Source organism: Streptomyces sp. B1I3 (genome assembly GCF_030816615.1).
Lineage (GTDB): Bacteria > Actinomycetota > Actinomycetes > Streptomycetales > Streptomycetaceae > Streptomyces.
In genome coordinates this window covers 5,858,661-5,879,380 of sequence record NZ_JAUSYD010000001.1, presented here as the reverse complement: position 1 = coordinate 5,879,380, position 20,720 = coordinate 5,858,661, and the positions used below count along the sequence as shown (strand labels likewise).

Annotated in this window: 21 protein-coding genes and 1 pseudogene; 8 read left to right on the top strand and 14 right to left on the bottom strand. The window is 71.7% G+C overall.

What is annotated here, in order from left to right; translation table 11 throughout:
* Positions 1-83 precede the first annotated feature (83 nt).
* The 3 genes from pknB to QFZ58_RS26705 all read left to right on the top strand — a co-directional run bounded on the left by pknB (position 84) and on the right by QFZ58_RS26705 (position 3,603).
* On the top strand, positions 84-2,000 hold the full coding sequence (pknB, locus tag QFZ58_RS26715; protein ID WP_307127442.1) for a Stk1 family PASTA domain-containing Ser/Thr kinase: 1,917 nt from the start codon (positions 84-86) through the stop codon (positions 1,998-2,000).
* 101 nt (positions 2,001-2,101) lie between these two features.
* Positions 2,102-2,965 (top strand): deoxyribonuclease IV, encoded by an 864-nt coding sequence (locus QFZ58_RS26710; protein WP_307127441.1) that lies wholly within the window; start codon positions 2,102-2,104, stop codon positions 2,963-2,965.
* 86 nt (positions 2,966-3,051) lie between these two features.
* Positions 3,052-3,603 carry a DUF4396 domain-containing protein gene (locus tag QFZ58_RS26705; RefSeq protein ID WP_373428590.1) on the top strand — a complete coding sequence of 184 codons (552 nt, stop codon included), beginning with the start codon at positions 3,052-3,054 and terminating at the stop codon, positions 3,601-3,603.
* A gap of 18 nt (positions 3,604-3,621) precedes the next feature.
* Here the strand turns inward: QFZ58_RS26705 and QFZ58_RS26700 are convergent, their stop codons facing one another.
* Positions 3,622-4,254, bottom strand: a complete 633-nt coding sequence (locus QFZ58_RS26700; protein WP_307127440.1) for a sulfite oxidase-like oxidoreductase — start codon at positions 4,252-4,254, stop codon at positions 3,622-3,624.
* A gap of 155 nt (positions 4,255-4,409) precedes the next feature.
* On the opposite strand from QFZ58_RS26700, the gene bfr reads away from it, so the two are divergent.
* Entirely contained in the window at positions 4,410-4,889 is a 480-nt protein-coding gene (gene bfr / locus QFZ58_RS26695) for a bacterioferritin (RefSeq protein ID WP_307127439.1), read from the top strand.
* A 33-nt stretch (positions 4,890-4,922) separates the two neighbouring features.
* Here bfr and QFZ58_RS26690 read toward each other — a convergent pair whose 3' ends face one another.
* Positions 4,923-5,192, bottom strand: a complete 270-nt coding sequence (locus QFZ58_RS26690) for a bacterioferritin-associated ferredoxin (RefSeq protein ID WP_307127438.1) — start codon at positions 5,190-5,192, stop codon at positions 4,923-4,925.
* A 159-nt stretch (positions 5,193-5,351) separates the two neighbouring features.
* Positions 5,352-6,698, bottom strand: a complete 1,347-nt coding sequence (locus tag QFZ58_RS26685; RefSeq protein WP_307127437.1) for a class II 3-deoxy-7-phosphoheptulonate synthase — start codon at positions 6,696-6,698, stop codon at positions 5,352-5,354.
* A 105-nt stretch (positions 6,699-6,803) separates the two neighbouring features.
* Here QFZ58_RS26685 and QFZ58_RS34535 point away from each other — a divergent pair, with 105 nt between their 5' ends.
* Both QFZ58_RS34535 and QFZ58_RS26680 read left to right on the top strand, forming a co-directional pair.
* Positions 6,804-6,860 carry a trp operon leader peptide gene (locus QFZ58_RS34535; protein ID WP_124277238.1) on the top strand — a complete coding sequence of 19 codons (57 nt, stop codon included), beginning with the start codon at positions 6,804-6,806 and terminating at the stop codon, positions 6,858-6,860.
* A 97-nt stretch (positions 6,861-6,957) separates the two neighbouring features.
* Entirely contained in the window at positions 6,958-8,844 is a 1,887-nt protein-coding gene (locus tag QFZ58_RS26680; protein WP_307127436.1) for an anthranilate synthase family protein, read from the top strand.
* 73 nt (positions 8,845-8,917) lie between these two features.
* Here the strand turns inward: QFZ58_RS26680 and QFZ58_RS26675 are convergent.
* From QFZ58_RS26675 to QFZ58_RS26655, 5 genes and pseudogenes are all read right to left on the bottom strand, one after another.
* Positions 8,918-9,920: pseudogene (locus tag QFZ58_RS26675) on the bottom strand (2-hydroxyacid dehydrogenase).
* Between the two features lie 64 nt (positions 9,921-9,984).
* Positions 9,985-11,022: a 6-phosphofructokinase gene (locus QFZ58_RS26670; RefSeq protein ID WP_307127435.1), complete on the bottom strand. Its 1,038-nt coding sequence runs from the start codon at positions 11,020-11,022 to the stop codon at positions 9,985-9,987.
* A 114-nt stretch (positions 11,023-11,136) separates the two neighbouring features.
* Positions 11,137-11,781: a response regulator transcription factor gene (locus tag QFZ58_RS26665; protein ID WP_307128999.1), complete on the bottom strand. Its 645-nt coding sequence runs from the start codon at positions 11,779-11,781 to the stop codon at positions 11,137-11,139.
* Between the two features lie 95 nt (positions 11,782-11,876).
* The gene (gene macS, locus QFZ58_RS26660) at positions 11,877-13,112 is read right to left on the bottom strand and encodes a MacS family sensor histidine kinase (RefSeq protein ID WP_307127434.1); all 1,236 of its coding nucleotides are present in this window, start codon (positions 13,110-13,112) and stop codon (positions 11,877-11,879) included.
* 66 nt (positions 13,113-13,178) lie between these two features.
* Positions 13,179-13,898, bottom strand: coding sequence for a 1-acyl-sn-glycerol-3-phosphate acyltransferase (locus tag QFZ58_RS26655; RefSeq protein ID WP_307127433.1), 720 nt, complete (start codon positions 13,896-13,898; stop codon positions 13,179-13,181).
* 202 nt (positions 13,899-14,100) lie between these two features.
* Between QFZ58_RS26655 and QFZ58_RS26650 the strand changes: the two genes are divergently transcribed.
* Both QFZ58_RS26650 and QFZ58_RS26645 read left to right on the top strand, forming a co-directional pair.
* A complete protein-coding gene (locus QFZ58_RS26650; RefSeq protein ID WP_307127432.1) occupies positions 14,101-14,880 on the top strand; it encodes a carboxylesterase in 780 nt (259 codons plus the stop codon).
* A complete protein-coding gene (locus QFZ58_RS26645; protein ID WP_307127431.1) occupies positions 14,873-15,562 on the top strand; it encodes a hypothetical protein in 690 nt (229 codons plus the stop codon). Before QFZ58_RS26650 ends, QFZ58_RS26645 begins: the two co-directional genes overlap by 8 nt.
* Before the next feature lie 64 nt (positions 15,563-15,626).
* Here QFZ58_RS26645 and QFZ58_RS26640 read toward each other — a convergent pair whose 3' ends face one another.
* From QFZ58_RS26640 to QFZ58_RS26615, 6 genes are all read right to left on the bottom strand, one after another.
* Positions 15,627-16,388 carry an endonuclease/exonuclease/phosphatase family protein gene (locus tag QFZ58_RS26640; protein ID WP_307127430.1) on the bottom strand — a complete coding sequence of 254 codons (762 nt, stop codon included), beginning with the start codon at positions 16,386-16,388 and terminating at the stop codon, positions 15,627-15,629.
* Positions 16,389-16,461: 73 nt separating this feature from the next.
* Positions 16,462-17,403, bottom strand: a complete 942-nt coding sequence (locus tag QFZ58_RS26635; protein WP_307127429.1) for an ROK family glucokinase — start codon at positions 17,401-17,403, stop codon at positions 16,462-16,464.
* A gap of 74 nt (positions 17,404-17,477) precedes the next feature.
* Positions 17,478-17,957: a DUF5304 domain-containing protein gene (locus QFZ58_RS26630; protein WP_307127428.1), complete on the bottom strand. Its 480-nt coding sequence runs from the start codon at positions 17,955-17,957 to the stop codon at positions 17,478-17,480.
* Positions 17,958-18,036: 79 nt separating this feature from the next.
* Complete coding sequence (locus QFZ58_RS26625) at positions 18,037-19,218, bottom strand: ArsA family ATPase (protein ID WP_307127427.1); 1,182 nt, start codon at positions 19,216-19,218, stop codon at positions 18,037-18,039.
* 4 nt (positions 19,219-19,222) lie between these two features.
* The gene (locus tag QFZ58_RS26620; protein ID WP_307127426.1) at positions 19,223-19,669 is read right to left on the bottom strand and encodes an SRPBCC family protein; all 447 of its coding nucleotides are present in this window, start codon (positions 19,667-19,669) and stop codon (positions 19,223-19,225) included.
* A gap of 120 nt (positions 19,670-19,789) precedes the next feature.
* Positions 19,790-20,599, bottom strand: coding sequence for a metallophosphoesterase (locus tag QFZ58_RS26615; protein WP_307127425.1), 810 nt, complete (start codon positions 20,597-20,599; stop codon positions 19,790-19,792).
* Positions 20,600-20,720: the final 121 nt, after the last annotated feature.

Sequence of the window (20,720 nt, the reverse complement as noted above, 5' to 3'; positions counted from 1 at the left end):
CCCTGTCACGGATTGGCTGCGGAACGGTCCCGGGCCCGACCGGGGCCGTCCGCGGTGTCCGTGGCGGCTCGTAGACTCGCTCTGTGGACACGACCCTTCAGGACCCGCTCGTCGGGCAGCTGCTCGACGGCCGCTATCGCATCGACTCGCGCATCGCGGTCGGCGGTATGGCCACGGTCTACCGGGCCGTGGACACCCGGCTCGACCGTGTGCTCGCCCTCAAGGTGATGCATCCGGCGCTGGCGACCGACGCCGCGTTCGTCGAGCGCTTCATCCGCGAGGCCAAGTCCGTCGCCCGGCTCGCGCACCCCAACGTCGTGGCCGTCTTCGACCAGGGCGCGCAGGGCGCGTACGTCTACCTGGCGATGGAGTACGTCGCGGGGTGCACCCTGCGCGACGTCCTGCGCGAACGCGGCGCCCTGCAGCCCAGGGCCGCGCTGGACATCCTGGAGCCGGTCCTCGCCGCGCTGGGTGCCGCGCACCTCGCGGGCTTCGTGCACCGTGACATGAAGCCGGAGAACGTCCTCATCGGGGACGACGGCCGCGTCAAGGTGGCCGACTTCGGACTCGTGCGCGCGGTGGGCACCGTCACGGACACCACGGGATCGCTCCTGGGCACCGTGTCGTACCTCGCCCCGGAGCAGATCGAGCACGGCACGGCCGACACCCGCGCCGACGTCTACGCCTGCGGAGTCGTGCTGTACGAGATGCTGACCGGCGGCAAGCCGCACACCGGCGACACCGCCGCCCAGGTCATCTACCAGCACCTCAACGAGGACGTACCGGCCCCGTCCGCCGCCGTCCCCGGCCTGGCGGCCGGGCTGGACGAGCTGGTGGCCGCCGCCACCGCCCGCGATCCGGAAGCGCGGCCCCACGACGCCGTGGCCCTGCTCGCCCGCTCGCGGGAGGTCAGGGCGGCCCTGACCGAGGAGCAGCTGGACGCGGCGCCTCCGCAGGCCGTCGCCGAGGTGCACGACGCCACCGAGGACCGTACGAGCGTCATCCCGCGGGTGATCCCGGCCGGCCAGGGCACCGCGCACCACACCAGTCGCCTGGAGACGCCCCCGCCGCCCCCGCGGAGGGGACGCGGCCCGCGCGGTCCCTTCGCGGCGGTCCCCCGGCGGGGGACGTTCGCGCTCCTCGCCCTGCTGCTGGTGCTGGGAGCCGGCGCCGGTGTCTGGTACATCAACTCCGGGCAGTTCACCCGGGTCCCCTCCCTCCTCGGCCGGACGCAGGCTGTGGCGGAGAAGAGGCTCTCCGATGCCGGCCTCGACGTGAAGGGTGTCGGACACGCCTACAGCGACACGGTGGAGCGCGGCACGGTGATCAGCAGCGATCCCGGCTCGGGTGAGCGGATCCGGGGCAACGACGCGGTGAAGCTGGTGATCTCACGGGGTCCGGAGCTCGTGGAGGTTCCTGATGTCGAGGGCCTCTCGCTCGCCGACGCACGGCGTGAGCTGAAGAAGACGGGACTCGAGCAGGGGATGGTGACCCGCGAGTTCAGCCAGGACGTGGGGCGGGGCGAGGTGGTCCGTACCGACCCCGCCATCGGCACCGAGCGCCACGCGGGCTCCGCGGTGGCGCTCGTCGTCAGCAAGGGCAGCCCGGTCGACGTACCCGACGTCAGGGGCCTCGCCGTCGCGGACGCCGAGGCCGTGCTGGAGGAGGCGGGTCTCGAGGCGGAGGTGCTGGCGGACCGCGTCCACTCCGCCGAGGCCGCGGGCGACGTCGCGCGGCAGTCGCCCACGGACGGCGAGGAGGTCGCAGAGGGCGACACCGTCGAGCTGACGGTGTCCGACGGCCCCCGCATGATCGAGGTCCCCGACGTCACCGGGAAGGACGTCGACAAGGCCCGGAGCACACTGGAGGAGGCGGGGTTCGAGGTCAAGGTCGACCGTCCGTTCCTCCCCCTCGGCGACACGGTCGCGAGCCAGTCGGTCGACGGCGGGAAGAAGGCCGCGGAGGGCTCGCGGATCACCATCAGGACGAAGGGCCTCTAGGCCGCACACGACCCGGCACGGCATCCCTGGGTCACGGGGCGGCCGGGGCCGGAGAACACCCGGCCGGAGACGGTCCGGGCCCACGGAGGACTGGCAACACCATGCGCAATCCGATAGGCGGTCACGTCCCCGTGGCCGGCGGTCTCGCCAAGGTCGGTCTCGGTTACGCGCGGGAGCTGGCGGCGGAGTCCGTGCAGGTCTTCGTGGCCAATCCCCGCGGCTGGGCGACCCCGCCCGGCAACCCGGCGCAGGACGAACTGTTCCGCTCGGAGTGTGCGGCGCAGTCCGTACCCGCGTACGTCCACGCTCCGTACCTGATCAACTTCGGCTCGCACACCGAGGCCACGGTCGCGAGGTCCGTCGTGTCGCTGCGCCACTCGCTGCGCCGCGCCAGAGAGATCGGCGCCCTGGGCGTGGTGGTGCACACGGGTTCGGCGACCGGCGGGCGCCCCCGGTCCGAGGCCCTCGCCCAGGTCCGTACGCACATGAGGCCGCTGCTCGACGAGCTGACCCATGACGACGACCCGTTCCTGCTGCTGGAGTCGACCGCCGGCCAGGGCTTCTCGCTCTGCTCGCGGACCTGGGACTTCGGCCCGTACTTCGAGGCCCTGGACTCCCATCCCAAGCTGGGCATCTGCCTGGACACCTGCCACATCTACGCGGCCGGTCACGACCTGACGGGCCCCGCCGGTATGCGGCAGACGCTGGACCTGCTGGTGGAGACGGTCGGTGAGGGCCGGCTGAAGCTGATCCACGCCAACGACTCCAAGGACGTGGTGGGAGCGCACAAGGACCGGCACGAGAACATCGGCGCGGGGCACATCGGTGCCGAACCGTTCCGTGAGCTGTTCTCACACCCGGCCACGGAAGGGGTGCCGCTGATCATCGAGACTCCCGGTGGCAAGGAGGGGCACGCGACGGACGTGGCACGGCTGAAGGCTCTTCGCGGTTCCGTCCCTGCGTGAGGCCCCTCGGGAGTACCCGGGGAATACCCAGGGGGGGTATATGGTTCCCGATGTCGCAGGCACACGTACCGGCTCTGGGGGTTCTCATGCCGCACGACGCACACGCGCACCACGGACGAGCCGGACAGGCCGAACAGGCCGGACACGCCGAACAGGCCGGACACACGGTGACCGCTCATGCCCACGACGACCACGCCGGCGGCGCGGCGAGCTGGTCCATGGCGGCCCTGGCCACGCTGCACTGCCTCACGGGCTGCGCGATCGGCGAGGTGCTCGGCCTGGCCGCAGGCACCGCGCTCGGGTGGGGAAACGTGCGGACGACGGTGCTCGCGATCGTCCTTGCGTTCCTCTTCGGCTACGCGCTGACCCTGCGCGGGGTCGTCCGGGCCGGCGTCGGCTTCCGCACGGCCGTCCGTGTCGCCCTCGCCGCCGACACCGTGTCCATCGCCGTGATGGAGCTGATCGACAACGGTGTGATCCTGCTGTGGCCGGGGGCGATGGACGCCCGCCTGTCGGATGTCACCTTCTGGGCGGTGCTGGCCATCGCGCTGGCGGCCGCCTTCGTCGTCACGACACCGGTCAACAAGTGGATGATCGGCCGCGGCAAGGGCCATGCCGTGGTGCACCGGTACCACTGAGCACGCACCCCACGGGATTCAGAGCTCGGGGCCGTCCCCGGGCTCCTCCTGGTAGGAATAGCGCTGCTCGCTCCACGGGTCGCCGATGTTGTGATAACCGCGCTCTTCCCAGAAACCGCGGCGGTCGGCCGTCATGTACTCGATGCCCCGGACCCATTTGGGGCCCTTCCAGGCGTACAGATGAGGGACCACGAGCCGCAGCGGGAAACCGTGTTCAGCGGTGAGCAGCTCGCCGTCCTTGTGCGTGGCGAAGAGTGCCCGGTCCGAGGTGAAGTCGGCCAGCCGCAGATTCGAGCTGAATCCGTATTCGGCCCAGACCATGACGTGGGTGACGTGAGGGGCGGGCGGTGCGAGTTCCACGACCTCGCGAGCGAGGATTCCGCCCCATTCGGCGCCCAGCATGCTGAATTTGGTCACGCAGTGGAGATCGGCGACGACCGAGGAGAACGGCAGCGCGGAGAATTCCTGATGGTTCCAGGAATGCTTCTCCCCGTCGGCCGTCGCGCCGAAGACGCGGAAGTCCCAGCGGTCGGGCTTGAACTTCGGCACGGGCCCGTAATGGGTGACCGGCCAGCCGCGCTGCAGCCGCTGCCCCGGCGGTAGCCCGGACTGCTCTGCTGCGCCGCGTTCCCGGCTTTCCGGCTGACCCATGCCTCCATGGTGACAGACAGCCAGGGGTGGTCATGACCAGGGGAGAGGCGATTCGGGCAACTCGTACTAAGCGTGCACTTACTGGACGACTGACAGGCGCGGTGCGAGGATGCGCGCACACATGCCCAGTTCACCGGTTGGAAGGAGCCTCTGCGATGCAGGGCGACCCCGAGGTCCTCGAGTTCCTGAACGAACAGCTGACCGCCGAATTGACTGCCATCAATCAGTACTTCCTGCACGCCAAGATGCAGGAGAACTTCGGCTGGACGAAGCTCGCCAAGTACACCCGGGCCGAGTCGTTCGACGAGATGAAGCACGCGGAGATCCTCACCGACCGGATCCTCTTCCTTGACGGCCTGCCCAACTATCAGCGGCTTTTCCATGTACGGGTCGGCCAGACGGTCACCGAGATGTTCCAGGCCGACCGCCAGGTCGAGGTGGAGGCGATCGACCGCCTCAGGCGCGGCATCGAGGTGATGCGCGGCAAGGGCGACATCACGTCGGCGAACATCTTCGAGGCCATTCTCGCCGACGAGGAACACCACATCGACTATCTCGACACCCAGCTGGAACTCATCGAGAAGCTGGGTGAGCCGCTCTACATCGCCCAGCTGATCGAGCAGCCCGAGGGCTGACGCAGGGAGCGCCGCCGGGCCGAGGGCGGCGGTTCAGGCGGCGTCGGAGAGCCGGGCGCCCCGGCCGCCGAGGGCGACGGGCGCGCCGGCCGGCAGAGCTGCCGGCCGGGCGCCTCCGTCGATCAGCTCGCCGCGGCGCGGGCATTCGCCGCGACCGAGAAGCGCCTGGATCCTGCGGACGCAGCCGCCGCAGTCCGTGCCCGCCTTGCAGGCGGAGGCGATCTGGCGGGGCGTGCAGGCACCGTCGTCCGCATGCTGCTTGACCTGCTGCTCGGTGATGCCGAAGCAGGAGCAGACGTACATGCGGTTCACCTCCCGGCGGGATCGTTCGCGGCGCCGTCCCGATGTTTCGGTGAGGCTTACCTAACCTTACCCGGCGCTCCCGGCTCGCAAAAGCCCGGATACGCCTGTGGGGCACGGATCACATGGATCCGTGCCCCACAGGTCTCCGCAGGCGCCTGCCTACTGGTCGCGGTACATCTCGGCGACGAGGAAGGCCAGGTCGAGGGACTGACTGCGGTTGAGACGCGGGTCGCACGCGGTCTCGTAGCGCTGGTGCAGGTCGTCCACGAAGATCTCGTGGCCGCCGCCGACGCATTCGGTGACGTCGTCACCGGTGAGCTCGACGTGGATGCCGCCCGGGTGCGTCCCGAGGGCCTTGTGCACCTCGAAGAAGCCCTTGACCTCGTCCAGGACGTCGTCGAAACGGCGCGTCTTGTGGCCGGACGCGGCCTCGAAGGTGTTGCCGTGCATGGGGTCGGTCACCCAGACCACCCTGGCGCCGGAGGCGGTGACCTTCTCGACCAGCTCGGGGAGCTTGTCACGGACCTTGTCCGCGCCCATCCGGACGATGAAGGTCAGCCGGCCCGGCTCGCGCTCCGGGTCGAGGCGGTCGATGTACCCGAGCGCCTCGTCGACGGTGGTCGTCGGGCCGAGCTTGACGCCGATGGGGTTGCGGATCTTCGAGGCGAACTCGATGTGCGCCCCGTCCATCTGCCGGGTGCGCTCTCCGACCCAGACCATGTGGCCCGAGGTGTCGTACAGCTGACCGGTGCGCGAGTCGGTGCGGGTGAGCGACGACTCGTAGTCCAGCAGCAGGGCCTCGTGCGAGGCGTAGAACTCGACGGCCTTGAACTCGGCGGGGTCCGTGCCGCACGCCTTCATGAAGTTCAGCGCGTTGTCGATCTCACGGGCCAGGGCCTCGTACCGCTGGCCGGACGGCGAGGACTTCACGAAGTCCTGGTTCCAGGCGTGCACCTGGCGCAGGTCGGCGTAGCCACCGGTGGTGAAGGCACGCACCAGGTTCAGCGTCGACGCGGACGCGTGGTACATCCGCTTCAGCCGCTCGGGGTCCGGGATGCGGTCCGCCTCGGTGAACTCGAAGCCGTTGACGGAGTCGCCGCGGTAGGTCGGCAGGGTCACGCCGTCGCGGGTCTCGGTCGGCTTGGAGCGCGGCTTGGAGTACTGGCCAGCGATACGGCCGATCTTGACGACCGGCACGGAGGCCGCGTACGTCAGGACGGCGCTCATCTGGAGCAGCGTCTTCAGCTTCGCCCGGATGTGCTCGGCCGACACGGCGTCGAACGCCTCGGCACAGTCACCGCCCTGGAGCAGGAACGCCTCGCCCTTGGCGACGGCTCCCAGGCGGGCACGCAGCTGGTCGCACTCACCCGCGAAGACGAGCGGCGGATACGATTCGAGGTCCGCGAGTACATCGCGCAGGGCCTCGGCATCGGGGTACTCGGGCTGCTGCGCCGCGGGAAGGTCTCGCCAGGTGTTGCCACCGGCGACGGAGGTATTGGCGTTCACGGTCACCTCCACAACATTACGGGGTCCGGGACCCGGCCCATCCGGCCGCTCAGCAATTGAGACGCCTGCTCGTCCGTCGCGCCCGCGTCCGCTAGGGTTCGGAGCATGTTCGCGCAGACGACCCAGAACTGGTGGTGGACCGCTCATCCGGCGGCCCGCTGACTCATCGCGCGTACAGACTTCGCGAAGGCCGCCCCGAGGGGCGGCCTTCTCCGCGTTCGCGGGCCGGGAGCCGTTCCTCCATCCGGAAGGAACTCCCATGCCCGACCGTGTCGCAGATCTCCTGCGGAGACTGCTCCAGGACGACTGCCCGCCCTTCGCGCTGCTCCGCAGGCGTACGCCCGGCCGGGACCACGACGTCGTCGAGGTCCTGATCGGCGCGGTGCGCGAGGTGGACCGGCTCGCCGCGATCCCCGTGGGCGAGCGCCCGTCGCTGGCCCTCGTGCCGTTCCGGCAGATCGCCGAGCGCGGTTTCGACGTACGCGACGACGGCACCCCGCTGGCCGTCCTGGTCGCGGACGAGTCCTGCGAACTGCCGGCGGACGAGGTGCTCGCACAGCTGCCCGCCCATGACGTACGGGTGGAGGGCGGCGCCTTCGACGTCGGCGACGAGGAGTACGCGGACATCGTCGGGCGGGTGATCGAGGACGAGATCGGGCAGGGCGAGGGAGCGAACTTCGTCATCCGGCGGACCTTCGAGGGCTCGATCCCCGGCTTCGGGCGGGCCGACGCGCTGGCGCTCTTCCGTCGGCTGCTGGCCGGTGAGCGCGGCGCGTACTGGACGTTCGTCGTCCACACCGGGGACCGGACGCTGGTCGGCGCCAGCCCGGAGGTGCACGTACGGATGGCGGGCGGCACGGTCGTCATGAACCCGATCAGCGGGACGTACCGCTACCCGGCGCAGGGACCGACCGCCGAGGGTCTGCTGGCCTTCCTCGGTGACCGCAAGGAGACCGAGGAGCTCTCCATGGTGGTCGACGAGGAACTGAAGATGATGTGCACGGTGGGTGACATGGGCGGGGTGGTGGTCGGCCCGCGGCTCAAGGAGATGGCCCACCTCGCGCACACCGAGTACGAGCTGCGCGGGCGCTCCTCGCTGGACGTGCGCGAGGTCCTGAAGGAGACCATGTTCGCGGCCACGGTCACCGGCTCCCCCGTCCAGAACGCCTGCCGGGTGATCGAGCGGTACGAGCCCGGCGGCCGCGGCTACTACGCGGGCGCCCTGGCCCTCCTGCGCCGGGAGCCGGGCGGGGCGCAGACCCTGGACTCGCCGATCCTGATCCGCACCGCCGACGTCTCGGCCGACGGCCGGCTGCGCGTGCCGGTCGGGGCGACGCTCGTCCGCCACTCCGACCCGGCGAGCGAGGTCGCCGAGACGCACGCGAAGGCCGCCGGTGTGCTCGCGGCACTGGGCGTCCGGCCCGGCCGCCCCGAGGCGGAGGCGAGCCGTCCGCGGCTGGCGTCCGATCCGCGGGTGCGGGCGGCGCTGGACCACCGCCGCGGTGGGCTCGCGCCCTTCTGGCTGCGGATGCAGGAACGCACCCAGGAACTCTCCGGCCATGCCCTGGTCGTGGACGGCGAGGACACCTTCACCGCGATGCTCGCCCACCTGCTGCGTTCCTCGGGCCTCACGGTCTCGGTGCACCGGTACGACGAGCCCGGGCTGCGCGAGGCCGTACGGGCGCACCGGGGCCCGGTCGTGCTCGGGCCGGGGCCCGGGGACCCCGGGGACACGGCCGATCCCAAGATGCGGCTGCTGCGGCAGCTGGCCGCCGAGCTGGTGCGGGACCACGCCTACGGGCTGCTGGGTGTCTGCCTGGGACACGAGCTCATCGCGGCGGAGCTGGGCCTGGAGATCGTGCGCAAAGCGGTGCCGTACCAGGGGGCCCAGACCCGGATCGTGCTGTTCGGCCGGCCGGAGACCGTCGGCTTCTACAACAGCTTCACCGCACGCTGCGACGGGGCGGCCGCCACCGAACTGCAGGCGCACGGCATCGAGACGAGTCGTGACGCGGCCTCCGGCGAGCTGCACGCGCTGCGGGGGAAGGGGTTCGCCTCGGTGCAGTTCCACCCGGAGTCCGTGCTGACGCTGCGCGGCTCGGCGATCGTGGGCGAGCTGCTGGCCGCGCTGCCCGCGCTGCGCTGAGGCGCCGGGGGAAGCGGTCCCGGCCGGCGCCGGGCCGCCGGTGTGATCCCTCGGGGACACGCCGGCGGTCCGCCTACGCGGAGGGCGGCGGGACGAGGACGTCGGCGCTGCGCCGGCCGGCCAGGTGGTCCATGACGTTCCGCACGGTGGCGTCGACGATCTGGCCCACGGCGTCGGCCGTGTAGTACGCCTGGTGCGAGGTCACGATGACGTTCGGGAAGGTGACGAGTCGGGCCAGGGTGTCGTCGTCGATGCCCTCCAGGGACTTGTCGACGTGGAACAGGCCCGCCTCCGCCTCGTAGACGTCCAAGTCCCACCCCGGTGAAACGGCCGGCCCGCAGCTCGGCGACGAGCGCGGTGGTGTCGATGAGGCCGCCGCGGCTGGAGTTGACGAGGATCGCGTCGTCCTTCATCGCGGACAGGGCCTCTCTGCCGATGAGGTGCTGGGTGGCGGGCATCAGCGGCACGTGGAGGCTGATCAGGTCGGCCTCGGCGAAGAGCCGTTCCTTGTCGACGTACGTCATGCCCAGAGCGGTGCAGGCGGGATTCTCGGCGACGTCCCAGCCCAGCAGGTTCATCCCGTAGCCGTGGGCGATCCGGGTGAACGCCTCACCGATCTTGCCGGTGCCCAGCACACCGGCGGTGCGTCCGTGCATGTCCCGGCCGAGGAGCCCGTCGAGCCGGAAGTCGAAGTCCCGTGTGCGGCTCACCGCGCGGACGATGCGGCGGTTGACCGCCATCGCCAGGGTCCAGGCGAATTCGGCGACCGAGTGGGGTGAGTAGAAGGAGACCCGGGCGACCCGCAGGCCGAGACGTTCGGCGACGTCGAGGTCGATGTTGTTGAAGCCCGTGGAGCGCTGGGCGATCATCCGGGTGCCGCCCGCCGCGAGGGTCCGCAGGACCGAGCCGCCGAGGTCGGCGTTGACGCTGGTGGAGATGATCTCGTGGCCCGCGGCGATCGGCGCGGTGTCCTCGGTGAGGAAGACGTCCAGGCACCGGACGTCGTGCTTCCCCTCGAAGGCCTTCTCGATGAGCGGCTTCTCGTCGGACTGCACGCCGAAGGCCAGGATCTCCACGGTGGCTCCCAGGTCGTGGGTACGGGCTCTCGCGAATATACGGCCCGCTCCCCGGGGGCGCCGCTCAGCCGAAGAAGACCCCGGCCTCGGCGTAGAGGGCCGGATCGACCGTCTTGAGGCGGGCCGTCGCCTCCGCGATCGGCACGCGCACGATGTCCGTGCCCCGCAGGGCGACCATGACGCCACTGGCGCCGTCGTGCACGGCGTCGACGGCGTGCAGCCCGAAGCGGGTGGCGAGCCAGCGGTCGAAGGCGCTCGGCGTGCCTCCGCGCTGGACGTGGCCCAGGACGGTGGTCCTGGCCTCCTTGCCCGTGCGCCGCTCGATCTCCTTGGCCAGCCACTCGCCGACCCCGGAGAGCCGGACGTGCCCGAAGGAGTCGTGCGACGCGTCCTTGAGGACCATCTCGCCGTGTGCGGGCGCGGCGCCTTCGGCCACCACCACGATCGGCGCGTAACTCGCCCGGAAGCGGGAGGTCACCCAGTCGCACACCTGGTCGATGTCGAAGCGCTGCTCCGGGATGAGGATGACGTTCGCCCCACCGGCCAGACCGGAGTGCAGGGCTATCCAGCCCGCGTGCCGGCCCATCACCTCCACGACGAGGACGCGCATGTGCGATTCGGCCGTGGTGTGGAGCCGGTCGATGGCCTCGGTCGCGATGCCGACGGCGGTGTCGAAGCCGAAGGTGTAGTCGGTGGCGGAGAGGTCGTTGTCGATCGTCTTGGGCACTCCGACGCACGGGATGCCGTGTTCGCCGGACAGGGTCGCCGCGACGCCGAGGGTGTCCTCGCCGCCGATGACGATCAGGGAGTCGACCCCGTGGACCGCGAGGCTGTCCCGGATCCGGTCGACGCCCTGTCCGGCGTACTCGGCGTCGAAGGGGTTGGTCCGCGAGGAGCCGAGGATGGTGCCGCCGCGCGGGAGGATGCCGTGTACCGCCGGGACGGAGAGCGGCACGGTCCTGCCCTCGAGCGCTCCGCGCCAGCCGTCACGGAAGCCGGTGAAGTCGTAGCCGTACTCCTGCACGCCCTTGCGGACGACGGCGCGGATGACCGCGTTGAGCCCGGGGCAGTCGCCGCCCCCGGTCAGTACTCCGACCCGCATGGGAAGCATCCCTTCGCCGAAGTGAGCCCGCTACGGCTCATGCTAAGGGCGGCTCGGGTCGCTCCGGGATGGGTCGGACGGTCAATTCCCTTACAGATCAGACTTGTTGTCATGTCACGCGTCGTCGAGTCCCGTCTCGATCGCGTAGCGCACGAGCTCCACCCTGTTGTGCAGCTGGAGTTTGCCCAGGGTGTTCTGGACGTGGTTCTGCACGGTGCGGTGGGAGATGACCAGGCGCTCGGCGATCTGCTTGTACGAGAGCCCCTTGGCGACCAGCCGGAGCACCTCGGTCTCGCGGTCGGTGAGCTGAGGGGCCTTCGGTTCGTTCGAGGCGGCCGGGGCGGGGTCGGAGGCGAGCCTGCGGTATTCGCCCAGCACCAGTCCGGCGAGCCCGGGGGTGAAGACGGGATCGCCGGCCGCCGTGGCGCGCACGGCGTCGGTCAGTTCCCGGGTGCTGGCCGACTTGAGCAGGTAACCGGTGGCTCCCGACTTCACGGCCTCCAGCACGTCGGCGTGCTCGCCGCTGGCGGAGAGCACCAGGACACGCAGCCCGGGAAGGGAGCCGACGAGCTCCTTGCACACCTGGACACCGGGCATGCCGGGCAGGTTGAGGTCGAGTACGAGGACATCGGGTCCGGCCGCCCGGGCCCTGCGCACGGCCTGCGGCCCGTCCCCGGCGGTCGCCACCACGTCGAATCCGGACTCGGTCAGGTCACGCGCCACGGCGTCGCGCCACATGGGGTGGTCGTCGACGACCATCACCTTGACGGTCTGCTCGCCGGGTGCCTGCGCACCCGGCCCCGAGGGCTGTGGCGTCCCCGTCCGGGACGCCTGTGTGTTCGGGTTCGGTGTACTCATCGGGCCGATCCTGCCTTCCCCCGTGGGGCCTTCGGAATCTTCGGGACCTTCAACTCGACCTCGGTGCCCTGCCCGGGCACCGAGATCAGCTCTGCCGTGCCACCCAGGTCGCGCAGCCGTCCGCGGATCGACAGGGCGACTCCTAGCCGGCCCTCTCCCTCCGCCTGGTCGAGCCGGCCCTCCCGGATGCCCGGTCCGTCGTCCCGGACCGTGACGATCACCTCGTCCGGCTCGTCCTCGACCAGGATCCAGGCCTGTGCGCCGGGTCCGGCGTGCACTGCGACGTTGTCCAGGGCGGCCCCCACCGCGGCGGCCAGCTCGCGTGCCGCGCCGGGCGCGAGCAGTACCGGGGCGCCGGGTTCCGCCAGGCTGACCCGCGATCCCGCGTACGGCGCGAGCAGGGCCCGCAGGTCGAGCTCGGCCGGCTCGGCGCCGTCGTCGGTGGCGACGTCCACGCTACGGACCACCGCGCCATCGGCGCTGTCCTCCGAGACGCGGCTCGTGGGAACCAGGCCACTGGTGACCAGGGTGCGCAGGGCCACCTCCTGCTCCCCCGCCATCCGGCCCAGCTCCGCGGCCTCGCCGCCCAGGGCCGTCCCCCGGCGCTGCACCATCGCGAGGACCTGCAGCACGCTGTCGTGGATGTCGCGGGCGAGCCGTTCCCGCTCGCGGGTGGCGGCTTCGATCTCCAGGGCGCGGGCCAGGGTGCGCTCGCTGGCCCGTGCCACCTCGACGACGTAACCGATGGCGATGGACGCCACCCAGACCAGCAGCACGTTGTGGAAGGTGTCCCGGCTGGGCTCACCGCGCTCGACGATGTTGGCGGCGGCGACCAGGGTGGAGGCGAAGGCGGCCCAGCGCCAGCCCCCCTTGAGCGCGAAGGCCAGGACCGCCCCGGCGGTCCAGATCGACGGCAGCGTCGATCCGTCCTCGAGCCGGGCGTCGGCGTCGGCGAGCGGGGTCAGCAGGATGCCGGCCAGGGCGACGGTGAGGTCGGCGCCGAGGAACCACCTGGTGCACGCGGCAGCGCCCGCCACCCTGGGGAGCGTGAGCAGGGTCCAGAGGCCCATGACGGTCAGGAAGGCGACGGCCACCGGGAGCCGTTCGTAATCCCCCCGCCCGAAGAACGCGAGCAGCACCGCGTAGACCAGGGTCAGCACGCGGTACGCCGTCAGGGCGCGCCACAGCGGCTGCTCGACCGACATCCGTACGACCCGCTCACGCCTGGCCATGTCCCCTCCCCCGTTCCCTGTCCTGCCCGGGCCGCGCGGACCGGCCCCGGACGGTGAGCGACGCCGTCAGGCGCCGGGCCGTCGCGGCTGCTTGTTCCTGGCCTCTTCGGCGATCTGCCGCTTCGCCGCGGTCGCGTAGATGTCCACGTACTCCTGGCCGGAGAGCTTCATGATCTCGTACATGACCTCGTCGGTCACCGAGCGCAGGACGAAACGGTCCCCGTCCATGCCCTGGTACCGGCTGAAGTCCAGCGGCTTGCCGATCCTGATTCCGGGGCGCATGAGCCGGGGCACGACCTGGCCGGGCGGCTGGATCTTCTCCGTGTCGATCATCGCCACGGGGATGACGGGGGCGCCGGTGGCCAGGGCCACCCGGGCGAGGCCACCGGGCTTGCCCCGGTAGAGCCGGCCGTCGGGCGACCGGGTGCCCTCCGGATAGATGCCGAAGAGGCCCCCGCTCTCGATGACCTGGATGCCCGCCCTGATCGCCGCCTCCCCGGCGCCGCGGCCGCCGGAGCGGTCCACCGGGAGCTGTCCGGCGCCCTTGAAGAAGGCCGCGGTCAGCTTTCCCTTCACCCCGGGCGCGGTGAAGTACTCGGCCTTGGCGATGAAGGTCACCCTCCGGTCGAGGACAGCGGGCAGGAAGAAGGAGTCGGAGAACGACAGATGGTTGCTCGCGAGGATCGCCGGCCCCCGTACGGGAATGTTCTCCAGGCCCTCCACCCACGGCCTGAAAGCGAGTTTCAGAGACCCGCCGATGGAGAACTTCATCGCGCCGTAGATCAACTCGGGTGCCTCCTGTGTGCCGTCCGACAGACCTTAACCCGTGTCCCCGCGACCACTCCCGCCCGGCACCGGGCCCGGCCCCCGCGGGCGGCGCCCGCCCGTGCGGTGACGGCCCTGGTCGGTGTCGGTCCGGTCGCGTACGGTGAAGTAATCCTTACGCACTCCCCCGCACGCCCCGCCCGCTCATGAACAGGAGACCCCGGTGCCGGTCCTCCCTGGAGCCGAGCCGTTCCGCCACGAGGGCGGAGAGGTCGGCGTCCTCCTCTGTCACGGATTCACGGGTTCACCGCAGTCGATGCGCCCCTGGGCGGACCATCTGGCCGGGCGCGGGCTGACCGTGTCCCTCCCGCTGCTGCCCGGACACGGCACCCGCTGGGAGGACATGGCCGTCACCGGCTGGCAGGACTGGTACGCGGAGGTGGACCGGGAACTGCGCTTGCTGCGGGACACGTGCAGGCAGGTCTTCGTCTTCGGCCTCTCGATGGGCGGCGCCCTCGCGCTGCGCCTGGCCGCCAAGCACGGGGACGTGATCTCGGGCCTCGTCCTGGTGAACCCGGCGAACAAGGTGCACGGCCTGTCGGCCTACGTCCTGCCCGTCGCCCGGCACCTGGTGCGGACGACGAAGGGTCTGGCGAGCGACATCGCGCTCGAAGGCTCCGAGGAGATCGGTTACGACCGGGTGCCGCTGCACGCCGCGCACTCGGTGCGCAATTTCTTCCGGCTGGTCGACGCCGAGCTGCCGCAGGTCACCCAGCCGATCGTGCTGCTGCACAGCCCGCAGGACCACGTGGTGCCGCCGGCCGACTCGGCCCGCGTCCTCAGCCGGGTGTCGTCCAGGGACGTCGAGGAGATCCTGCTGGAACAGAGCTACCACGTCGCGACGTTGGACCATGACGCGGAGCGCATCTTCGACGAGAGCTATCGGTTCGTCGAACGCCTCGCACCCAGCGTCGGCAAGAAGGGGAGCACGTCCGGTGGCTGAGCACGACGCGGAGCGCGCGGGCAGTGACGAGGAGCGCGAACCGCGCCCCACGGAGGGCGCCGGCGTCCCCGGCGGTCCGGAGGAGGCCCGGCCGCTCGACGAGGCCGCGGCGTGGGAGGCGATCGTCGCCGGATACGGCGAGGAGCCGCCGGACCCGCCGGGCGCCAAGCCCTTCAAGTCGATCGAGGACCTGGTCCTGCTGGAGGACGACCAGCTCAACACCCTGCCGGGTCCGGAGCCGGGCGCGGGCGACGACGCGGACAAGGGGACGGGCAAGAAGGCACCCGGCCCGCCGGAGAAGCAGGCGCTCGGCAGTTCCGTCGTCTTCGCTCCCGGGGTCGCTGGGCCACGCGACTACGAGGTGGCGGAGCCGGGCGACGGCGAGGCCGGCCATCCGGACGGCGGCGAGGCCGGCCGTCCGGACGACGGCGGGGAGGGGCATTTCGTCCCTCCGGAGCCGCCGCCGCTTCCGGAGGCCGACGTGACGGCGAAGTTCGCCTGGCTCGCGGTCGTCGGCGGCCCGGTGCTGATGCTCGTCGCGGTGCTGCTGCAGTGGGACATGACCTGGTGGCTCACCACGCTCTGCATCGGTGGCTTCCTCGGCGGTTTCGCCACCCTGGTGGCCCGCATGCCCGACGACGACGAGGAGAGCGACGACCCGGGGCGCGGCGCGGTGGTCTGACGGGTGCGCCGCCCGGTGGCGCGTGCGCCGGGGGCCCGTCGGTACATCCCCGGGCCCGGGCTCGTCACCTCCCGGCGGGCACCCGGAGAACGGCCAGCACGGGCAGGTGGTCGGTGGCCGCGCGCAGGTCCGCGTCGGTGATGCCGGGCAGGCCCGCCGGGACCCCGCAGCCGAGCACCTCGATACCGCCCGTCGCGAAGACCGCGTCGATGCGCTTACGTGGGGCGCCGGGCGGGAAGGTGTGCTCGCCACCCCACGGGCGTACGGCCCAGCAGTCCTGGAGCCGTCCGGCCAGCCGCCGGAACGCCCGTCCCTCCGGTACGTCGTTGAGGTCGCCGGCCGCGACGGCGTGCGGGACGCCCATCGCGTCGAGACTGTCCAGCAGCATCCCGGCCTGGGCCATCCGTTCCTCGCCCTGCAGGCTCAGATGACAGCTCAGCACCCCGAGCCGGGCCCCGGCGATCCGGACGACGGCGGTGGCCAGCCCCCTGCGGTGCAGACCCGGGGTGAGCGGCAGCAGGACGTCCTCGGTGCGCTCCACCGTGGCGCGCAGCGAGCAGAGCAGCAGCGGCCCGGCGGCCGTGGCGCCGCCGCTGAGGATCACCAGGTCGGTCATGGCGGCGAGCCGGGCCGCCGCCTTGCGCCAGCGGAAGAAGCGCGGGGCCTCCTGGACGCACACCAGGTCGGGTGCGCAGGCGCGGATGACACGGGCCAGCGCCTCCGTGTCGTCGCGCAGGGAGCGGACGTTGTAGCTGAGCACCCGGATGACGGCCGAACCGTCCGGCTCGGTACGGGAGTCGGGCAGGGACATCGGCGTCGTGACCATGGGACGCACGATACGGCGGACGCCCGCCGCTCCCCGGAGGGCGCGACGGGCGTCGGACGTACTGCGGGCGGTGTCAGCCCTGGCGGGCCAGGTCGGCCGCGCCGACGAGACCGGCCTTGCCGCCCAGTTGGGCCGCGAGGACCTGCGCGTGCGGGCGCCACTCGCCGCCGATCAGCCAGCGCCGGAACGACTTGCGGATCGGGTCGAGGACCAGCTCGCCCTCGTCCGAGACGCCACCTCCGACGATGAACGCCGACGGGTCGAAGAGCGAGGCGAGGTCGGCGAGGCCGGCCCCGGCCCAGCGGGCCAGCTCACGGAAGGAGTCGACGGCCACCGGGCAGCCCCGCCGGGCGGCCTCGCTGATGTGCTTGCCCTCGATGCCGTCCACGGTGCCGTCACCGAGCGCCAGCAGGATCGGGGCGTTCTCCGGAGTGGCGTTGGCACGCTGCTTGGCGTACCGGACGAGCGCGCGCCCGGACGCGTACTGCTCCCAGCAGCCCTGGCTGCCGCAGCCGCAGAGCAGCCCGTCCGGGACGACCCGGATGTGCCCGAATTCGGCTGCGACGCCGAAGCGTCCGCGTCGCAGCTTGTTGCCCATGATGATGCCGCCGCCCAGGCCGGTGCCGAGCGTGATGCAGATGACGTCGTCGTGGCCCTTGCCGGCACCGAAGCGGTACTCGCCCCAGGCCGCCGCGTTGGCGTCGTTCTCGACGACGACCGGCAGGCCGACACGCTGTTCGACCTTGTCCTTGAGCGGTTCGTGGCGCCAGTTGATGTTCGGGGCGAACAGCACGGTGGCACGCTTGTCGTCGACGTATCCGGCCGCACCGATGCCGACGGCCTCGACGTCGTGACCCTCGCTCGCCCCGGCCACGGCCGCGCAGATCGCGTCGACGATGCCCTCGGCCGTCGGCGGAGTCGGTACCTTGAACGTCGAGAGGATCCGGCCCTCTTCGTCGACCACTCCAGCCGCGATCTTCGTGCCGCCGATATCGACGCCGATGGTGAGTCCCATGAATCCCTCAGTTTCGGTCGAGCCCCGCTAGGGCCAACCGTACCCGAGCCGGGGGCGGGTACTTCCCTGACCGGTCAGTCCAGGTCGATGTGCTCGCTGCCGCCGGGGCCTTCGTCACGCGGGTCCGAGGGGTCCTCCGCGGCCTTCTTCGCCGGGCCGGGGGTGGCCGTGGTGCCTCCGGCACCCTCGGTGCCCTTCGTCCAGCGGCCTTCCTGCCCCTCGACGGCGGAGCGGTAGGCGGCCAGGAGTTCGTTCCCCGCGGCGGCGAGGTGGTCGAAGAGCTCCGGATTGCGCTCGATGACGGGCTCGACCGCGGACCTGGCCTGGCGGATCACCTGCTGGACGGTGCCCTGGGCGGCCATGCCGAGCAGCGGTGACTGGAACGAGGAGACCTTGTCGGCCACCGCGTCGATCAGTTTGCGCAGTTCGTCGGCGGCCGACCCCTGCTGCGGTCCGTACCGGGCCCGCCGGCGGGCCTTCTCCGCGTCCAGGTCCTCGGCGCAGGCCTCCGCCCACGCGTCGTCGTCGGCGGGACGATCGGTGGCTTCACTCATGGCGTACTCCTGCGACGCGGTTGCTGCGTGGCCGTGCGGGCCTCGTACCACCGACGTTACCCGAACGGTGGTACGCCGTTCATCGTGTCCGCGGCCAGAGCGCCGGGTCAGGCGTGAACCGGACACGCAGGACGCCCTCGGCCAGGGCGGCGCCGGAGACCGTGCAACGGCGCAGCGCGGACTCCAGGCGGACGATCCGGTGGAACGGGCCCGCCCCGATGAGCAGTTCCTGACCGCGCCGGACGAGCCGGAGCTCCTCCTTGACGGCTCCGGGCAGCGGCAGGCACCAGACGAGGACGCCGTCACCGCTGTCCTCGGTCCACCAGGGGCCGTCGGCGTGTCCCGGCTCCCGGTGGTCCGGTGCCGGGACGGCGCCCGCGAGGGCGAGTTCGCCGGGGGTCCGCGGGTCGCGGCCGAGGTGGCCGGCTTCGTGCACGGGTGTGCCGGGTGCCCACTCCTGGTGCCAGCGGCCCAGGCACTTCTCCTGCTGGGCCGCGAGGCCGGCGAACCAGGGGTCGGGCGAGTGCCGGGGCAGCACCCGGTTGGCCACGACCGCGTCGACGCGGAGCCCGTGCAGGGCCAGTCCCGTGCGGGCGGCGCGCAGGGCGTCGTCGGCGGCGGGCCCCGGTTCGGCGACCAGCCGCACGGTCGTAGCGGCGTCGCCGAGCAGGGACTCGACCGCTGCCAGCTCGGCATCCTTGCGGGTGGCGGCCTCGTACAGCCACTGGGCGGGCATGGGTACGCCGGCGAACTGCGCGAGCAGCGGCCGCAGTGCGCGGGCCGCCTGGCGTTCCCGGGGCAGGAGGCGGCGCAGGTAGCGGCGCAGCTGCCCGGGCAGGGCGAGGAGGGCCAGGGCCTCGGTCAGCGGGGGGAGGTCGACGACCAGGGTGTCGTAACCGCTCTGCGACCAGTCGCCCTCGGCGGCCCTGCGCAGCGTGTGCAGGAGGGCGAGCTGGGCGCTGCCGGGCAGCTCGGTGAGTTCCTCGCCGTCCAGCCGGTTGGCGCCCAGCAGGTCGAGCACGCCCGACGCCCGATCCTGGAGGGCGAGGAGTTCGTCCCTGAAGTGCTCCGCGGAGTCGATGCGGGCGAAGTCGAGCCGCTCGGTGACCTCGGCCGGTCCGGGGCCCGCCGGAAAGCCGGGGACGGCGTCGGCGGAGACGAGGAGGGTGCGCCGGCCCTCGCGGGCCGAGGCCAGCGCCGTCGCTGCCGCGACGGTGGTACGGCCCGCGCCGCCGGGGCCGGTGACCAGGACCGTGCGCACGCGGTCAGGCCTTCTGGACGGATTCGACGCGCTTCTTCAGTCCGGCAAGGGCGCGGTCGATGATGACCTTCTCGGCCTTGCGCTTGATCATGCCGAGGAGCGGGATCTTGACGTCCACGGCGAGCCGGTAGGTGACCTCGGTGCGGTCGCCGCCGACGGGCGCCAGGGCGTAACTGCCGTCGAGGGCGCGCAGCATCTGGGACTTGACGAGGGTCCAGCTGACCTGGTCCTCGCCGTTCCAGGTGTAGGCGAGTACGTGGTCGTCCTTGATCGCCCCGGCGTCCAGCACCAGCCGGACCTGCTCGGCGCGGCCCAGGTCGTCGGTGGCGAGGATCTCGGCCTGCTTCACCTCGCCGGTCCACTCCGGGTAGCGGGCGAAGTCGGCGATCACTCCCATGACGTCGGCCGGTGCCGCCTCGATCGTGATGCTCGAGCTGGTGTGTTCAGCCATCGCCGTGGCCCTCCAGTGCGGTGTACCGGTCGCGTTCGGCAGAGGCCTGCCGTGTGCAGGCTATCGCGTGCCCGGCGGCGCTCAGGCCATGCCCCGGCGCGTGGCCGGAAGCGGAGCCGATCACCATTCCAGGGCCCAGGGCCGCCCGGTCGAGGCGAAGTGGCCGACGTTCACGCACTCGGTGACGCCGATCCGCATCCGCCGGGCCAGCGGCTGGTGGACATGGCCGAAAAGCGCGTACCGGGGCCGGGTGCGGTGGATGGCGTCCAGCAGCGCGCGGCTGCCCCGCTCGAAGCGGCGGGCCACCGTGTCGTAGGTCAGCTCCGGGACCTCCGGAGGGATGTGGGAGCACAGGACGTCCACGGGGCCGAGCGCCTCGACCTTGGCGGCGTACTCCTCGTCGCCGATCTCGTACGGGGTGTTCATCGGGGTCCTGAGACCGCCGCCGACGAACCCGAAGACACGGCCGCCGATCTCGACGCGCTCCCCGTCGAGCACGGTGGTGCCTGGTCCGGCGTACTCGGGCCAGAGGGCGGGCACGTCGACGTTGCCGTAGGTCGCGTACGTCGGAGTGGGCAGGACGGCGAACATTTCGGCGTACTGCTTGCGGACGCCTTCGAGGATCGCCGCGTTGCGGTCCCTGCCCGCCCACAGGTCCCGGCCGAAGGCCCGCGCCTCCTCGAAGCGCCGGGCGGTGCGCAGGGCCACGATGCGGTCCGCGTTCTCGACGCCGAAGAGGTCGGGGAAGATGCCGCGCGAGTGGTCGGCGTAGTCGAGGAAGAGCACCAGGTCGCCCAGGCAGATCAGGGCGTCCGCGCCGTCCCCGGCCCGGGCCAGCGCCCGGGTGTTGCCGTGCACGTCGCTGACCACGTGCACACGCGTCCTGCTGGTCGCGGTCTTCTTCCGCCTGTCCGGTCCGGTGCCTCGCATGGCGTTCACCCTAGATCCCGACCGCTCGCAGTGGGTAGAGGCCACCGGACCTGCGGTTACTTCACGGTTGCAACGGGAGTGGACTACTGTGCGCCCCAGGACCACCGCTATGTGTGATGCA

Coding starts and splice junctions, on each gene's coding strand:
- QFZ58_RS26710 (WP_307127441.1), top strand. CDS start 2,102: ATGCGCAATCCGATAGGCGGTCACGTCCCCGTGGCCGGCGGTCTCGCC.
- QFZ58_RS26705 (WP_373428590.1), top strand. CDS start 3,052: ATGCCGCACGACGCACACGCGCACCACGGACGAGCCGGACAGGCCGAA.
- QFZ58_RS26700 (WP_307127440.1), bottom strand. CDS start 4,254: ATGGGTCAGCCGGAAAGCCGGGAACGCGGCGCAGCAGAGCAGTCCGGG.
- bfr (WP_307127439.1), top strand. CDS start 4,410: ATGCAGGGCGACCCCGAGGTCCTCGAGTTCCTGAACGAACAGCTGACC.
- QFZ58_RS26690 (WP_307127438.1), bottom strand. CDS start 5,192: ATGTACGTCTGCTCCTGCTTCGGCATCACCGAGCAGCAGGTCAAGCAG.
- QFZ58_RS26680 (WP_307127436.1), top strand. CDS start 6,958: ATGCCCGACCGTGTCGCAGATCTCCTGCGGAGACTGCTCCAGGACGAC.
- QFZ58_RS26670 (WP_307127435.1), bottom strand. CDS start 11,022: ATGCGGGTCGGAGTACTGACCGGGGGCGGCGACTGCCCCGGGCTCAAC.
- QFZ58_RS26665 (WP_307128999.1), bottom strand. CDS start 11,781: ATGGTCGTCGACGACCACCCCATGTGGCGCGACGCCGTGGCGCGTGAC.
- macS (WP_307127434.1), bottom strand. CDS start 13,112: ATGGCCAGGCGTGAGCGGGTCGTACGGATGTCGGTCGAGCAGCCGCTG.
- QFZ58_RS26640 (WP_307127430.1), bottom strand. CDS start 16,388: ATGGTCACGACGCCGATGTCCCTGCCCGACTCCCGTACCGAGCCGGAC.
- QFZ58_RS26635 (WP_307127429.1), bottom strand. CDS start 17,403: ATGGGACTCACCATCGGCGTCGATATCGGCGGCACGAAGATCGCGGCT.
- QFZ58_RS26630 (WP_307127428.1), bottom strand. CDS start 17,957: ATGAGTGAAGCCACCGATCGTCCCGCCGACGACGACGCGTGGGCGGAG.
- QFZ58_RS26620 (WP_307127426.1), bottom strand. CDS start 19,669: ATGGCTGAACACACCAGCTCGAGCATCACGATCGAGGCGGCACCGGCC.
- QFZ58_RS26615 (WP_307127425.1), bottom strand. CDS start 20,599: ATGCGAGGCACCGGACCGGACAGGCGGAAGAAGACCGCGACCAGCAGG.